Genomic DNA, 16,182 nt, shown 5'->3' with positions numbered 1-16,182 from the left:
TCAGGCGAATTCGCCTGGACCAGCACTGAGATCACCCGCCCGGAACTGAACTGAGATCACCCGGTCGGACCTGCTGGGGCGTAGTCCGTGCAACGCGTTCGGGCTCTGGTCGAAGTCATTCTGATCTCATCCTCAGCTCGACCGTATACGCTGGGGATCGACAGCTAAGCACCAAAGAAAGGTACGAGGAAACACGTGGCCATCATCTTCTACATCCTCGGCACGGCACTCAGTCTTTACGTCTATGTTCTGCTGGCGCGAGTCGTCCTCGACCTCGTCCAGGTCTTCTCACGCGAATGGAAACCTGCTGGTTTCTTCCTTGTTCTGGCAGAGATCGTGTACACGCTGACCGATCCGCCGCTGCGCCTCCTGCGCAAGGTGATTCCGCCCCTGCGCCTGGGTCAGATCTCACTGGATCTGGGCTTCATCGTGCTGCTGATCGGAATCCAGATCCTTGCATCTGTTCTGTTCAACTTCTCGAGGGTGAGCGCCTGAAGCAACTCGCTGAGAACACTTACAGCACGAGCTTCCTCTTCGTTTCACTACTGTTACACGCATCACTGCGGCTGTCCTGAGAAGGTGCTCAGTTCGCGGAACAGAACCGGGTGTTGCTAGGCTCGATTATTACAACTTCGTCATATGAAAATTGCGACACGGCATTTCTGCAGGACAAAACTGCAGGTGTTACGCTAATGTGACGTTGAAGCCGTCTTTAAGGCGGCAGCGTAATGAATGTAGATCGACCAAAGGTGACCTCATGGCGCTCACGCCTGAAGACGTAGTAAACAAGCGGTTCCAGCATGTGAAGTTCCGCGACGGGTACGACCAGGATGAAGTCGACGATTTCCTCGATGAGGTAGTCGTAGAGATCCGCCGTCTCTACCAGGAGAACGACGAACTTCGTCAGAAGCTCTCCACCGCCGAACAGCGCGTCAAGGAGCTCGACGCCGGCGGAGCATCTGCTGCCGCACCCGCTAAGGACATCGACGCCACTCAGGCAATGCCTGCCGCGGTGCCGGCTCCCTCCTCGAAGAAGGCCGCCGAAGCGCCGAAGCAGGAGCAGACCCCAGCAGCACCTGCTGTCCCGGAAACCACCGAACAGCCTTCCGCACCTGCAGTCAAGGAAGCAGCACCTGCCGCTCAGGCTCCTGCAGCGAAGGAATCTGCTTCTGCCGGCAACAACGCAGCACCAGCTGCTGCAGCAGGCACAGCCGCTGGTCTCGGCCTCGGTTCGGGTCTCGGCAGCGGAGACGGCGACGCCCACGGGCTCATCGCTCTTGCACAGCGCGTCCACGACGAGCATGTGGCTGAAGGCGAACGCCGCCGCGACGAGCTCATCAGGTCTGCAGAGACCGAAGCCAAGGACATCGTTGGCAAGGCTGAGACCAAGCGCGACGAGACACTGTCGACCCTGGAAACCCAGAAGTCGACCCTCGAGCGCTCCATCGATCAGCTCTCGAACTTCGAGCGTCAGTACCGCACGCGGCTCAAGAGCTACCTCAACGATCAGCTGCGCGACCTCGAGAATTCGACAAGTCTGGCACCGGAGACCCTGGACGGGAACTCCTTCGGTTCGTCGTCGAATCACAAACTCTGATTCGTCACAGCAGACACGCAAGGTCCGGGAGCTCCATGGAGATCCCGGGCCTTGTTCGTGCCCGGGTGAGATGGCGCATAACGGCTCCTTCCGTGCCATCGCGTCATCAGTCAGTGAGTTAGAATGAGCCAAATGAACGATGATGCCACTGAGACAAGACCCCGGCGGCGCAGAATGCTCGGGATGCTGTTCGGCATTGCCGGGATCGTCCTTATCGTGGATCAGTTCACGAAGTTCCTCGCGGTCCGATTTCTCGAAGGACAGGAGCCAGTCGCCGTCATCGGCACTCTGGCAGGCTTCAACTTCTATCGGAACCCAGGTGCGGCACTCGGACTCGGGTCCGGTGTGACGTGGATCTTCCCTCTCATCGCAATCGCTGTCTTCGTCGCGATCATCATGTTGTCGAGGAAGTTGGGCTCCGTGGCCTGGGCCATCGGACTGGGTCTGCTGTTGGGCGGACTGTTCGGCAACCTCGTGGACCGGCTGTTCCGACAACCGGGATTCCTCCACGGTGCCGTAGTCGATTTCATCGACCTATCGTTTTTCATCTGCAATGTCGCTGACATTGCGATATCCGCAGCGGCTGTCACCCTCGTGGTCGTCAGCCTCAAAGGCATTGAACTGGACGGATCGGACTCGAAGCACGAGAACACGGTCGGAGAGGACACACATGGCTGAACGCTCGATCCTGGTACCCGAGGGCCTCGAAGCCCAACGGGTGGACTCTGCGCTGTCGAAGCTGCTGGGGCTCTCCCGCACAGCAGCCGCCGACATCTGCGCCGAAGGGGGCGTGCAGCTGTCAGGACAGGTCGTCGCAAAATCGGATCGGGTCTCCGCCGGAGAGCGTCTGGACATCGAGATGCCCGAACCTCCGCGACCGCTGGAAGTCGTCCCGGATCCCGTGCCCGGAATGAAGGTCGTCCACGACGAGGATTCCTTCGTCGTCGTCGACAAACCCGTCGGCGTCGCCGCTCACCCGGCACTGGGCTGGAAGGGGAGGACCGTCGTGGGCGGACTCGCCGCAGCCGGCTTCAGAATCGCGACCTCGGGTGCACCCGAACGACAGGGAATCGTCCAGCGCCTCGACGTCGGCACCTCGGGCCTGATGGTCATCGCAAAGAGCGAATACGCCTACAGCGTGCTCAAACGCGCGTTCAAGGAACGCACCGTGGAGAAGACCTATCACGCCGTCGTCCAGGGACTGCCGGATCCTGTGCTCGGCACCATCGACGCGCCCATCGCCCGCAACCCTCGCCATGACGGTCTCTACGCCGTCCACAGCGGAGGTAAGAACGCGATCACCCACTATGAGGTGCTCGAAGCTCACCGACGAGCGTCCCTGGTCGAGGTGCATCTCGAAACCGGGCGCACCCACCAGATCCGAGTCCACTTCTCTGCGCTGAAACGCCCCTGCGTCGGTGATCTTCCCTACGGTGCGGATCCGACTCTGGCCAAGGACCTTCACCTGGAACGTCAATGGCTGCACGCCGTCAAGCTCGGCTTCCATCACCCGGAGTCGAACGAATGGGTCGAATTCGAGAGCGGATACCCCGAGGACCTGCAGTACGCGATCGATCGCATCCGTACGTCCTGATCTCACCTCGGAAACTGCGTCGCAGCTCCGTAGCGCCACCTCGCTGACCGACATCTTCTCGGTCGCCGAGGTGGCGTTTCGGGCTCCGCTGGCAGACCCGGAGATGGTCTAAGCTGGGGGTCGCAGCAAAGGTCATATCTGAGGGAAGGCTGTCAGTGCCGAAAGACGATTTCGTCCATCTTCACGTCCACACCGAATACTCCATGTTGGACGGAGCCGCCCGACTCACGGACCTGATGGCCGCGACCAAGGCATCGGGAATGTCGGCCATCGCGACCACGGACCACGGCTATCTCTTCGGTGCCTTCGACTTCTGGTCGCAGGCGACCGCAGCCGGCATCAAACCCATCATCGGCGTCGAGGCCTATGTCACTCCCGGCACCGACCGGCGCGATAAGACCAGGGTGAAATGGCGCACGGATGAGTCGCAGAAACGTGACGATCTCTCCGGCGGTGGTGCCTACACCCACATGACCCTGCTCTCACGCAACAACACGGGCATGCGCAATCTCTTCAAGGCCTCGTCCTACGCTTCCCTCGACTCTGTCTTCAGCAAGTGGCCGCGCATCGACCAGGACCTGCTCGAGACCTACTCGGAGGGGCTCATCGCGACCACGGGCTGTCCCTCGGGGGAGATCCAGGTCCGCCTGCGCCTCGGGCAGTACGAAGAGGCCAGGGCCGCTGCCGGCAAATACCGTGAGATGTTCGGCAAGGACAACTACTATGTCGAGCTCATGGACCATGGGCTCTCGATCGAAAAGCGTGTGACCAAGGACCTCATCCGTCTGTCGAAGGAGATGGACATTCCCTTGGTCGCGACCAACGACCTGCACTACACGCATGAGTCCGATGCGAAGGCCCACGAAGCGCTGCTGGCCATCCAATCCGGGTCGAAGCTCATCGAGCCCACCTATGACCAGGGCGGCTCCCGCTTCGCCTTCTCCGGATCCGGCTACTACCTCAAATCGGGTGCGGAGATGCGCGCCCTGTTCTCCGAATTCCCCGAGGCCTGCGACAACACCCTCGAGATCGCCGAGAAGTGCGAAGTCTCCTTCGACACCTCGGCGAACTACATGCCGAAGTTCCCCTGCCCTCCCGGCGAAGACGAAACGTCCTGGCTGGTCAAAGAGGTGCAGACGGGACTCGAATACCGGTACCCGGGAGGAATCCCCGACGATGTGCGCAAGCAGGCCGACTACGAGCTCGACGTCATCATCTCGATGGGCTTCCCCGGTTACTTCCTCGTCGTCGCCGACTTCATCAACTGGTCGAAGGACAACGGCATCCGCGTCGGACCCGGACGTGGTTCGGGTGCCGGCTCTATGGTCGCCTACGCGATGCGCATCACCGACCTCGACCCGCTCAAGCACGGACTGTTCTTCGAGCGCTTCCTCAACCCTGACCGTGTCTCCATGCCCGACTTCGACGTCGACTTCGATGATCGTCGCCGCGGCGAGGTCATCGACTATGTGACACGGAAGTACGGTGACGAACGTGTCGCCATGATCGTCACCTACGGCACGATCAAGACGAAGATGGCGCTCAAGGACTCCGCGCGCGTCCTCGGCAAGCCGTTCTCGATGGGGGAGCGTCTGACCAAGGCTCTGCCCCCGGCCGAGATGGCCAAGGACATTCCGCTGGCCGACATCGAGAACGCCGAATCGAAGCGCTACAACGAGGCGGGGGAGTTCAGAGAATTCGTCGACTCCGACCCGGATGCGCGTGAGACCTTCGAGACGGCGAAGGGCATCGAGGGACTGAAGCGGCAGTGGGGCGTCCACGCTGCCGGAGTGATCATGTCCTCGGACCCGATCATCGATGTCATTCCGATCATGCGTCGTTTCCAGGACGGCCAGGTCATCACCCAGTTCGACTACCCCACCTCTGAGGGCCTCGGACTGATCAAGATGGACTTCCTGGGGCTGAGAAACCTCACGATCATCTCCGACGCGGTTGAGAACATCAAAGCGAACCGCGATTACGATCTCGATCTCGAACACCTCGACCTCGACGACCGCGGGGCCTACGATCTGCTCTCCCGTGGTGACACACTCGGCGTGTTCCAGCTCGACGGCGGTGGACTGCGCGCCCTGCTGCGACTGATGAAGCCGGACAACTTCGAAGACATCTCCGCAACGATTGCGCTCTACCGTCCGGGCCCCATGGGTGCCGACTCCCACACGAACTTCGCGCTGCGCAAGAACGGTCTGCAGGAGGTCACCCCGATCCATCCGGAGCTCGAGGAGCCTCTCGAGGATATCCTCGGCACGACCTACGGTCTCATCATCTACCAGGAGCAGGTGATGGCGATCGCGCAGAAGGTCGCCGGGTACTCGCTGGGCCAGGCGGATATTCTGCGTCGCGCCATGGGCAAGAAGAAGAAGTCCGAGCTGGACAAACAGCAGGTCGGCTTCTTCGGCGGCATGAAGGAACGCGGCTACTCCGAGGCGGCGGCGCAGGCCCTGTGGGACATTCTGCTGCCCTTCTCCGACTATGCGTTCAACAAGGCCCACTCGGCGGCCTACGGTCTCGTGTCCTATTGGACGGCCTTCCTCAAGGCTCACTACACGGCGGAGTACATGGCCGCGCTGCTCACCTCGGTGGGCGACAACAAGGACAAACTCGCGATCTACCTCAATGAGTGTCGACGCCTGGGCATCACGGTGCTGCCGCCAGACGTCAACGACTCGGCCCTGCACTTCACCCCAGTCGGTGAGGACATCCGCTTCGGTATGGGAGCCGTGCGCAACGTCGGCGCCAACGTCGTCGACGGCATCGTCGAAGCCCGTGGGGAGAAGGGGGCATACACCTCCTTCACGGACTTCCTCGACAAGGTGCCCAGCCACGTCTGCAACAAGCGCACGATCGAATCGCTCATCAAGGCCGGCGGCTTCGATTCGCTGGGCCAGACTCGCAGATCACTCGTCGAGGTCCATGAGGAGGCCGTCGACTCGGTCATCGGCGTCAAACGTCAGGAGGCCAACGGCCAGTTCGATCTGTTCGCCGGACTCGGCGGGGACGATGACGAGCCGAGCTTCTCCGTGGCGATTCCCGACCGACCGGAATGGGAGAAGAAGGAGAAGCTCGCGTTCGAACGCGACATGATCGGCCTCTACGTCTCCGACCACCCGCTCAATGGTCTCGAAGGAGTCCTGGCAGCTGAGTCGGAGGCCTCCATCGCCGAGGTGGTGGATCCGGAGTCCCACCGCCACGATGGATCGCAGGTCAAGATCTGCGGCATGATCACCCAAGTCAGCCGCAAGGTGTCGAAGAACTCAGGCAAGCCGTACGCGATCGTGACCGTGGAGGACCTGAACGCCGAGGTGGAGGTCATGTTCTTCGGTGACACCTACGAACCTGTGGCGAGCCTGCTGACCAACGACCTCGTCATCTCGCTGACCGGACGCATCCGCCATTCCGATGACCGCCCGACGTCGATGATGGCGATGTCGATGACGATTCCCGATGTCACCGACCCGAAGGATCGTCCGCTCAACCTCATGCTGCCGATGGAGAAGGCCACAGAGGAGATGGCCTCGAAGCTGCTCCAGGTCCTCGAATCCCACAAGGGCCAGACCGATGTGCACCTGGTGCTCTCGCAGCCGGGCCGGCAGACGGTGATGCGTCTGGATCGCGCCATCCGCGTCGATCCCAATCCGAGCCTCTACGGTGACCTCAAGGCACTGCTGGGATCCCGCTGTCTGACAGCCTGAGAACACGAGCGGTGAGGGCGGGGACTAGAATGGTGCGGGTGAACATTCTGGACTTCCGCGGCGAGAGACTGAACAAGCGATTCCTCAAGCAGAGACTGCCTCGTGCCGCCGAGACGCATGCCGACATCGAACGACGAGTCGCCGAGCTCCTGGCTCAGGTACAGGCTGGGGGAACCCGTGCCGTGAAGGAATTCACCGAGAGGTTCGACTCGGTCACCCTTGAGTCGCTGCGTGTGCCCGCCTCCGAACTGGAACGCGCCGAAGCCGAACTGGACCCCTCGGTCAAGGCTGCCCTGGTCGAATCGATCTCCCGAGCCAGGAAGGTTGCTGCGGACCAGCGACCCACAGACGTCCGCACACAGTTGGCCTCCGGTGCGCACGTGACGACACGGCACCTGCCGATCGAACGAGTCGGTCTCTATGTTCCCGGCGGGCTGGCAGTCTACCCATCGACCGTCGTGATGAACGTCGTGCCGGCACAGGCTGCAGGGTCAGCCTCACTGGCTATCGCCAGCCCACCGCAGAGCAACGGACTGCCCCACCCCACGGTGCTCGCCACAGCCCACATCCTCGGCGTCGACGAGGTCTGGGCCATGGGCGGTGCCCAAGCCATCGGAGCGCTGGCCTACGGCCTCGATGATGAGGAGCAGCTCGACCCCGTCGACCTCATCACCGGTCCGGGCAACGCCTACGTCGCCGCCGCCAAATCGCTCATGCGATCCCAGGTCGGCATCGACGCCGTGGCCGGACCCACCGAAATCATCATCCTCGCAGACGCGAACGCCGATCCGGCCTTCGTCGCCGCCGATCTCATCAGCCAAGCCGAACACGACGAACTGGCGGCCTCCGTTCTCGTTACGGACTCGACCGAACTCTCCGAACGGGTCCAGGTAGAACTGCTCACCCAGGTCCCGGCCGCCGCACACGAAGCGCGGATCAACACCGCACTGTCGGGTCAGCAGTCCGCCATCGTCCTCGTCGACGATATCGACGCAGGAATCGATGTCGTAAACGGCTACGCCGGGGAGCACGTCGAGGTCCACACCGCCGAGGCTGATACCGTCGCTGCCCGCATCACCAACGGGGGAGCGGTGTTCGTCGGAGATTGGTCCCCGGTGTCCCTGGGCGACTACTGCGCAGGCTCGAACCACGTCCTGCCCACCATGGGAACCGCGGCACACGGCTCCGGCCTCGGAGTGCACTCATTCATCAAGGTCAGCCAGGTCATCGACTATGACCGTTCGGCACTGGCCGAGGTCGCCGACCACATCGAGGTGCTGGCCGACAGTGAACAGCTGCCCGCCCACGGTCGCGCCGTCAGCATCCGGTTCGAGGAGTAGATATGCGTTGTCCGTTCTGTCGTGAATCAGATTCCCGAGTCGTCGATTCGCGGACCAGCGAAGACGGCGCCGCGATCCGGCGTCGCCGGCAGTGCCGTCATTGCGGGCGCCGCTTCACGACCATGGAGGCGACCAGCCTCTCGGTGATCAAGCGTTCCGGTGTGACCGAGGAGTTCTCCCGACAGAAGATCATGTCGGGTGTGCGCAAGGCCTGCCAGGGGCGTCCGGTCAATGACGACGACCTGGCGAAGCTCGCGCAGAAGGTCGAAGAAGACATTCGGTCCAAAGGGATCGCCGAGATCGATGCCGACGAGGTGGGTCTGAGCATCCTCGAACCGCTGCGCGAACTCGACCAGGTCGCCTACCTGAGATTCGCCAGCGTCTACCAGGGCTTCGACTCCCTCGAAGACTTCGAGGCGGCGATCGACTCGCTGCGTGCCGACGCCGCATTGAAATCGGGCGATGCCAGGCAGGCAATTCCCGAAGATTTCCAAGCCTGAGAAAATCACCGACAGAATTCTGTGAGCGGAGTAGTCCAGCGCACCGATTCTTGTGTAATATTGACAGTGCGCGCTTCGGCGCGCGGCCGCTTGCGGTTCGGAGGGGAAGCCGAACCGTCAAGCGGCCCTTTAATTTCTCCGTGAGACTTGCTCCACGACGACAGAGGGCGCATCGGGAATGATTCCGATGCGCCCTCTGTTCGTCTTCTCTCAGGCGTGCTGAGAGACCGGGAGGTCAGCCTGCCTCAGTCTGCGATGAGCTCTGACAGCTCGGTCGGCGCAGAAGCCAAGATCCGCAGCCTATCCGTCGTACGGGTCAACGACACATAGAGCGCTCCGACCCCGTCTTCGTGCCCCTCGGGAGCGATCAGACCGGGTTCGACGATGACCACGGAATCGAATTCCAGGCCCTTCGCCTGCTGAGCGGTGATGACCGCGATCTGATGGTCGAGGCCGGTGACTGAACGGCCGATGTCGAAGCCGGCCAGCACCTCGGCGACGGAATCGATGAGATCGCGCGCAGCGATCACGGCGATCTTGCCGCCGCCGACGGTCTCGACCTCATCCCTGACAGTGGGAACGAGTGCCGCGAGTGTCTCCTGCGTCGAGGAGAACGAGTCCATTCGTGGGTCGGGACCGCCCTGGCGAACCGATTCGACGAGTTCGAGCTGCGGGAAATGGCGATGCAGGTAGCGGTTAGCCAGGTCCATGACCGACTGCGGAGTTCGGTAGGAGACGGTGAGCACCTGCAGGCTGTAGCGATCGCCGACGAACTCGGACAGGATGGAATTCCAAGTCCGGGTGTTGTCCACGTGCGAGGACTGAGCCAGGTCACCCACGACAGTCGCGGACTTCGACGGAACTCGACGGAAGAGCACCCGCCACTGCATGGGGGAGAGTTCCTGAGCCTCGTCGACGACGAGGTGGCCGTAGGTCCATTCGCGATCGTCGAGCGCACGCTCGGCCAACGTGACTGTCGGGCCTTCCTCCTCCCATCGGGCAGCCAGTGTCTCCGCATCGATGAGAGCCGAGGTGTCCGTCATGTCGAGGACCGCCTCGGCGTATTCCCGAGCCGATTCATCGCGCGCGGCAGTCTGCTGCGGGCTGCTGCCGAGCAGCTCCGCGAGCTCGTCGAGGAGAGGAACGTCCTCGATGGTCAGCTCTGCGTTCGCAGGGCGGATCAGTCTCTGCTGGTCTTCGGGGGACAGCAGTCGCTCGGCGGCGGCCTGCAGCTTGTGCGGCTTGGACAGCAACGCACGCAGAGCCGCAGCGGGACTGATGGGGAACCAGGCGAGATTGAGAGCCCGGCGCACGTCCACGCTCGAACGCAGTTCGTCCATCAGCTCCGGCAGTCGCTCACCTGCACCGTCGAGGCCCATCTGCCGTGCCAGATCCTCTGCGAGGGTCTTGAGCAGACCGGAGACGAAGCCGTTGCGGGCGGCATTGTGAGCGTCACCGCTGCGACGGGCTCGATCGCGGGCCCCGCGCACGTCGCGGCGACGCAGCCAGATGGTGTGCGAGCCGACTCGCAGCTCTTCGTCCTGCTCGGGGATCCGCTCGTAGTTGGCGATGTGATTCCTCAGCACCGTGGCCATCTCGGATCGCCCCTTGATCACCGCGACATCCGTGTCATCGCTCAGCTCGGTCTCGAGACCGGGGTAGAGCTGTCCGGGGGTGAGCAGAAGGGCACCCGTTTCGCCGAGGCTGGGCAGGACCTTCTCGATGTACTTGAGGAACACCGCCGAGGGGCCGACCAGCAGCACACCCGATTTCGCGATGCGCTCCCGGTGACGGTAGAGGAGGAAGGCCGCACGGTGGAGTGCCACCGCCGTCTTCCCTGTTCCCGGTCCGCCTTGGACGACGAGCACACCCTGCAGCGGCTGGCGGATGATGGCGTCCTGCTCGGCCTGAATGGTTGCGACGATATCGCCCATGCGACCGGTGCGGTGATTGGTCAGGGCCGCGATCAGCGCGCCCTCGCCCTGCAGATTCGACCGTTCATCATCATCGAGGGCCTCGATGTCGAGCACATCGTCCTCGAGGTCGGTGACCGTGCGGTTCTTCGTCACCAGATGGCGACGCCGGATGACACCGGCCGGATTGGCAGCAGTCGACTGGTAGAAGCGCTCCGAGGCCGGAGCACGCCAGTCGATGAGGATCTGCTGACGGTTGGCGTCGGTGAGCCCGATCCGTCCGATATAGCTGGGCTCCGCGTCCGATCTGAGATCGAGACGGCCGAAGCACAGCCCGTCCTCAGCGCTGTTGAGTCGGATCAGCTGGTCCTCATACAGAGTTGCGAACGCATCGCGCTCACTCCGGTGCTGATGATTGCCGCCGACCTCGGAGATCCTCACCTTGCCCAGTCGGGCCGTGGCCTCATCTCGCAATTCGTCGAGTCGTGCATAGAGCTCGTCAAGCTTGACCTGCTCGACGCGTATTTCTGAAGTCTCGGTCATCTCACCTTCCCAATCGGCATTCCATTATGCCGAACTTTTCTCACCGGGAGTAGTTGGAAGCACTGAAACAATGCTGGTGTGTTCCGTCACAGCCCCAGCCGCGACTTCAGACTGTGCCCGGAAAGGAAGGTCGCCATGGTCGCGGCGGTCCGCAGACTCCTGTCGAGTTCGGGCACTTCCAGTGGAGAAGCCGAGGCGATGACGACCACATTGCCGCGTCGACGGCCCTTGAGAATCCCCGGTTCGGCGGCCGCAGCAACGTGGTCGAAGGCAGAGTACAGCAGCTCAAGCTCGGCCCGGAGGACCCGATGGTCGCCGGAGTCGGGGACGTTGGCGATATAGACCCCCGTGTCCTTGAGGATTCGTGCGCTGGTGGTGAAGAACTCCGAAGTCTGCAGCGTCGGGGGCACAGAGTCGTGATCGAAGGCATCACGGATGAGCACATCAAGGGTGTCGGGCCGGAACTTCTCAACTTCGAGGGCACCGTCGCCGGCGCGCAGTGCAAGCGCGGGGGAGCGCGGCAGATCAAACCAGTCGCGCGAATAGTCGAGGAGAACCGGGTCGATGTCGATTGCCGTCTGCTTCGACCCCGGGCGCTGTGCATGGAGGGCACGAGCGAGGGCGCATCCGGCGGCCCCGATGTGGACCGCTCGCAGCGGTCCCGGTGCGAACTGGACGTCGATGATCCGCGACATCCAATCCAGATATTCGAAGTCCAGACGAGTCGGCTCACTCAGAGTGATCGACGAAGACGGCACACCGTTGACATGAAGGACGTAGCTGTCGACCTCACCGTCGACCTTCTCCAGCCGCGCGGTGCCGGTCGAGATATCGACGACTTGTGAGCCGGGTGCTGTGTATATCCGTCGTTTCGCCACCCCTCACTTGTATGCCAGATGTGCCTCGGTGGCAATTCCGGGTGTCGCAGCGTGGGGACAGCGGACCGGACTCATGTGCTCTCGGCCTGTGGATGCTTCGAGCGAATCCACAGGCATCTGATCAACCCTGGTCATTCCGGCAGAGGAGAAGCTGAAGTGATCCCATGCAGACGACAGCGAAGACAGCAGAAGACATCATCGGAATCGTGCCCCATACGCTCGGCTACATTCCACGCGAGAGCCTTGTGGCCATCATCGTGGGAACCGACGAAGACGGCGGTCAGTCATGTGCCACGACGCTGCGCGTCGACTTCGACCTGGAGACGGCCGCGCACATCGTTGCCGAGGGAGGGCAGTGGTACAGCGATCTCATCGCCGGAGCCTGCGCCGCCTCGGGAGTGTTCCTGGCCCTCTACGACTCGGAATATCAGCGCGATCTGCCCGGGGCAGGGCGGAGGCCGGACACAGATCCTGCGCAAGGCGGGGACAACGGCGACGAGTACTCATACGTTCGCCGGGATCTCATCCGGGCCGCCATCGACGAGATTGCCATGGCGCTGGGGGACCGAGGCATCGACACTCTGGGCGCGTGGTGGGTGAGTGAGGAGAGATTCGGTCGCATCGATGGCGATGGGCTGACCAGCACCCTGCTTGAGGCCGCAGCGACCTCGGCCTGCGCCACCGAACTCATCGCCGGCGGCTCAGCGCCCGCGGCATCAGCGAAGGAGCTCGTGGCCAGGCCCGTTTCAGCAGCGGAGTTCCAAGACAGCCGCAGAGACTGCGCAGACACCCGGCTGACCATCGGCGAGGGTTTCGACATCATCTCCGAGGTCTATCCGCGGCTGGTCCGCCTGAGCGAGGGAGACGACCCCATCGACCGAGCCGCCCTCACAGAGCTGATGACGCTGCAGACGGTCATGGCCATCGATGCGATTCTGGGGGAGAAGTGGTCTCGGGACGCACTCGAGATGATCCTCAGCTTCGACCACCCGAACTTCTCACGCTCTGATCTGAAGAAATGCGGTCCCGGACAGCTGCACCGTCGCGCACAGCGATATGGAAGATCCCCGCAGGCTGCCCAGCACATGGTGGGCCTGTCCGATCGCGCTCCGAAGCCAAGCGATGTTCAGTTGGGCATCGAGTTCCTCGAGGCCTACATCCCTCTGGGCCACCCGGATGTCCGGGCCACCGCCTATGCTGTGATCGCATGGTTCGAATGGTCGTTGGGAGGGTCGACGATGGCAGAGCACTACGCCCAGGCCGGGCTTGACCTCGATGCTGATCATTCGATGGCTACACTGATCATCAACGCCGTTCAACATGGGTATCTCCCACGGTGGCTGATGCCGGTGCGTCGCGGCCCCGGATGAGGCCGTGACACACCCTCGACTCACCGTCCCGGGCTCAATTCGCAAAGCCGGGAATATCGTGCGAAAATTGGGTGTTGACCCTGTCATAGCATCATGGGCGAACTATGTGTTCCCCTCGGGCCCGATCCTCGGACCTCTTGACATGGGTCTTAGTAATGTCCTGGTGCATTCGAGAAGTTTCAACGCTCGCGAAAGGTGAACACGTGCCGAGAGTCGACAAGGAATCCACGACGGTGACGGAAAAGTCGGAGGAAACGGCCGCCAAGACCTCCACCGCTGGATCCAAGACCACTGCGGCGTCGAAGGGAGCCAAGAAGACGACGAAGACATCGGCTTCAGCGACCGCCGCGGCGACCGGGACCAAGCAGACCACCGCCGCCCGCAAGACGGCGACGGCCAAAACTGCTGCCACGAAATCGACGGCAGCCAAGGTGGCGAAGACCACCGGAGCAAAGACCACCGGAGCAAAGACCACCGTGGCGAAGAAGACTGCTGCGAAGACCACCAAGGCCGGCGGCGCGAAGAAGAAGTCCGACGATGTGCTCGAAGCGGGCGAGACCGTCGAGCCGGCAACCGACACACTCGGAACCGAACAGAGCCCCGCCGAGGCGACTGAGACGAAGAACTCCGAAGAGAAGGAGAAGAACGCCGCGGTCACCGAAGCAGGCGGCTTCATCGTCTCCGATGCCGACGAAGAGGATGCGCCAGCACAGCAGGTCGTGTCTGCCGGCGCCACCGCTGACCCGGTCAAGGACTACCTCAAGCAGATCGGCAAGGTCGCACTGCTCAACGCGGCCGAAGAGGTCGATCTGGCCAAGCGCATCGAAGCCGGCATGTATGCCGAGCATCTGCTCGACGCCGGTGGCATCACCGAACCGCGCGAATCCATGGACTACAAGTGGATCATCCACGACGGCCGCATCGCGAAGAACCACCTCCTCGAGGCCAACCTGCGTCTCGTGGTCTCGCTGGCCAAGCGCTACACCGGTCGTGGAATGCTCTTCCTCGACCTGATCCAGGAAGGCAACCTGGGCCTCATTCGTGCAGTCGAGAAGTTCGACTACACGAAGGGATTCAAGTTCTCGACCTACGCCACGTGGTGGATTCGTCAGGCCATCACCCGCGCCATGGCCGATCAGGCTCGTACCATTCGCATTCCGGTGCACATGGTCGAGGTCATCAACAAGCTTGCTCGCGTCCAGCGCCAGATGCTGCAGGATCTCGGACGGGAACCAAGCCCAGAAGAGCTTGCCAAGGAACTTGACATGACACCTGAGCGTGTCGTGGAGGTTCAGAAGTACGGTCGCGAGCCGATCTCTCTGCACACTCCGCTCGGCGAAGACGGTGACTCTGAGTTCGGTGACCTCATCGAAGACTCCGAGGCCGTCGTCCCGTCGGACTCGGTCAGCTTCACGCTGCTGCAGGAACAGCTCCACTCGGTTCTCGACACCTTGTCCGAGCGTGAGGCCGGAGTCGTGTCGATGCGCTTCGGACTCAACGACGGCCAGCCGAAGACTTTAGACGAGATCGGCAAGGTCTACGGCGTCACGCGTGAGCGCATCCGCCAGATAGAGTCGAAGACCATGGCGAAGCTGCGGCACCCCTCACGCTCACAGGTTCTGCGCGATTACCTCGACTGAGTCGGCTGCCGACAGCCTGGGCTGCACTCTGGCTCTGAGCCGGTGACAACGATCGCCTGCGGACGCGAATTCTCGCGACCGCAGGCGATCTCTCTGTTCAGGGACGTCTCTCTTTGAGACGTCGTCTTGCCTTTCAGGGAGTCCTCTGGTCGCGATGAGGTTCAGTACCAGTCGACGATGCCGTCCATCAGAGCGTCAGCATATTTCTGCTGACCGGATTTCGATTCCATGGACTTGGCTTCATCCGGGTTGCGCATCTCGCCGCACTCGACGATGACAGCAGGCACGGAGGCGTTGTTGAGCCCAGCCAGGTCCGGACGCCGACTGATCGCGTCCTTTCCATAGGCGCTGTTGGGTGTGAAGGGGCCGGCAAAAGCCTTGCTCATGGCATCGGCAAGACGATTCGAGTCGTCCTCGACGGTATCCGAACTGCCTGGTTCGGCCACAATGACATGAAAGCCCTTTGTCGTGGACGATTCGCTTCCGTTGGCATGGATGCTGACCATGAGGTCGGCATCATCGGCGAATGTGCCGCGCTCATCGACGCAGGGGCCAACGCCATCATTGTCATCGCGACTCATCACCACCTTCGCTCCGGCGTCTTCGAGATCCTTCTCGAGCTTCTGAGCGACTCCCCAGTTGAAGTCGGTCTCGGGAAAGTCGGAGTTCGTTGATGTTCCCGTGGTGTTGCAGGCCTTGGCTCCACCGCGACCATCCGGTACTGGGCTCGCGATCTCGCTCGGGTGCGAGGCATTGCCTCCATTGTGGCCGGGATCAATGGCGATTGTCCGTCCACTGAGGTCGACGGCAGGCTCCGTGGTCGGAGTCTTCTGTGTCTCAGCACTCGCCGAACGCTCCGTTCCCTCGGGTGCGGCCGAGGCGGAGGCAGCTGAGGTGGAGGCAGCCGCATCTTCCTGCGGCTCCGGTCCGCACGAGGTGAGGGTGGGAAAGGCGAGTGCTGCACACACCAGGGGGACTGCGAGGCTGCGACGTGGAGACATAGTGCCATTGTTCCAGCAAAGATGCTTTGCGCAGGAGGATTCGGCAGAATCGAAGCGAGACACGGCTCGCAATGGCCGGGACAGAGTCGACTG

12 protein-coding genes are annotated in these 16,182 nt (G+C 62.4%); 9 read left to right on the top strand and 3 right to left on the bottom strand.

The window, feature by feature from the left end; genetic code table 11:
• Window positions 1-195 precede the first annotated feature (195 nt).
• The 7 genes from BAUR9175_RS01230 (at window position 196) to nrdR (ending at window position 8,744) form a co-directional block, all read left to right on the top strand.
• Complete coding sequence (locus BAUR9175_RS01230; RefSeq protein WP_069600305.1) at window positions 196-495, top strand: YggT family protein; 300 nt, start codon at window positions 196-198, stop codon at window positions 493-495.
• 262 nt (window positions 496-757) lie between these two features.
• A complete protein-coding gene (locus tag BAUR9175_RS01225; RefSeq protein WP_096162301.1) occupies window positions 758-1,597 on the top strand; it encodes a DivIVA domain-containing protein in 840 nt (279 codons plus the stop codon).
• 132 nt (window positions 1,598-1,729) lie between these two features.
• The gene (locus BAUR9175_RS01220; RefSeq protein ID WP_009884377.1) at window positions 1,730-2,275 is read left to right on the top strand and encodes a signal peptidase II; all 546 of its coding nucleotides are present in this window, start codon (window positions 1,730-1,732) and stop codon (window positions 2,273-2,275) included.
• Window positions 2,268-3,191 carry an RluA family pseudouridine synthase gene (locus tag BAUR9175_RS01215; RefSeq protein WP_096162302.1) on the top strand — a complete coding sequence of 308 codons (924 nt, stop codon included), beginning with the start codon at window positions 2,268-2,270 and terminating at the stop codon, window positions 3,189-3,191. Before BAUR9175_RS01220 ends, BAUR9175_RS01215 begins: the two co-directional genes overlap by 8 nt.
• A gap of 203 nt (window positions 3,192-3,394) precedes the next feature.
• On the top strand, window positions 3,395-6,904 hold the full coding sequence (gene dnaE, locus BAUR9175_RS01210) for a DNA polymerase III subunit alpha (protein ID WP_236850743.1): 3,510 nt from the start codon (window positions 3,395-3,397) through the stop codon (window positions 6,902-6,904).
• Window positions 6,905-6,933: 29 nt separating this feature from the next.
• Entirely contained in the window at window positions 6,934-8,244 is a 1,311-nt protein-coding gene (hisD, locus tag BAUR9175_RS01205) for a histidinol dehydrogenase (RefSeq protein ID WP_009884380.1), read from the top strand.
• Window positions 8,245-8,246: 2 nt separating this feature from the next.
• The gene (gene nrdR, locus BAUR9175_RS01200; protein ID WP_009884381.1) at window positions 8,247-8,744 is read left to right on the top strand and encodes a transcriptional regulator NrdR; all 498 of its coding nucleotides are present in this window, start codon (window positions 8,247-8,249) and stop codon (window positions 8,742-8,744) included.
• A 245-nt stretch (window positions 8,745-8,989) separates the two neighbouring features.
• Here the strand turns inward: nrdR and BAUR9175_RS01195 are convergent, their stop codons facing one another.
• Together BAUR9175_RS01195 and BAUR9175_RS01190 are read right to left on the bottom strand one after the other, a co-directional pair.
• Window positions 8,990-11,200 carry a HelD family protein gene (locus BAUR9175_RS01195; protein WP_009884382.1) on the bottom strand — a complete coding sequence of 737 codons (2,211 nt, stop codon included), beginning with the start codon at window positions 11,198-11,200 and terminating at the stop codon, window positions 8,990-8,992.
• An 86-nt stretch (window positions 11,201-11,286) separates the two neighbouring features.
• Window positions 11,287-12,078 carry a spermidine synthase gene (locus BAUR9175_RS01190; protein WP_069600302.1) on the bottom strand — a complete coding sequence of 264 codons (792 nt, stop codon included), beginning with the start codon at window positions 12,076-12,078 and terminating at the stop codon, window positions 11,287-11,289.
• Window positions 12,079-12,242: 164 nt separating this feature from the next.
• Between BAUR9175_RS01190 and BAUR9175_RS01185 the strand changes: the two genes are divergently transcribed.
• On the top strand, window positions 12,243-13,448 hold the full coding sequence (locus BAUR9175_RS01185) for a DUF4192 family protein (protein ID WP_069600301.1): 1,206 nt from the start codon (window positions 12,243-12,245) through the stop codon (window positions 13,446-13,448).
• A 203-nt stretch (window positions 13,449-13,651) separates the two neighbouring features.
• Window positions 13,652-15,088, top strand: coding sequence for an RNA polymerase sigma factor (locus BAUR9175_RS01180; RefSeq protein ID WP_101582702.1), 1,437 nt, complete (start codon window positions 13,652-13,654; stop codon window positions 15,086-15,088).
• 161 nt (window positions 15,089-15,249) lie between these two features.
• Here the strand turns inward: BAUR9175_RS01180 and BAUR9175_RS01175 are convergent, their stop codons facing one another.
• The gene (locus BAUR9175_RS01175; RefSeq protein ID WP_101582701.1) at window positions 15,250-16,089 is read right to left on the bottom strand and encodes an N-acetylmuramoyl-L-alanine amidase; all 840 of its coding nucleotides are present in this window, start codon (window positions 16,087-16,089) and stop codon (window positions 15,250-15,252) included.
• Window positions 16,090-16,182: the final 93 nt, after the last annotated feature.

The organism is Brevibacterium aurantiacum (genome assembly GCF_900169065.1).
Lineage (GTDB): Bacteria > Actinomycetota > Actinomycetes > Actinomycetales > Brevibacteriaceae > Brevibacterium > Brevibacterium aurantiacum.
This window is presented reverse-complemented; position numbering and strand designations above follow the sequence as displayed.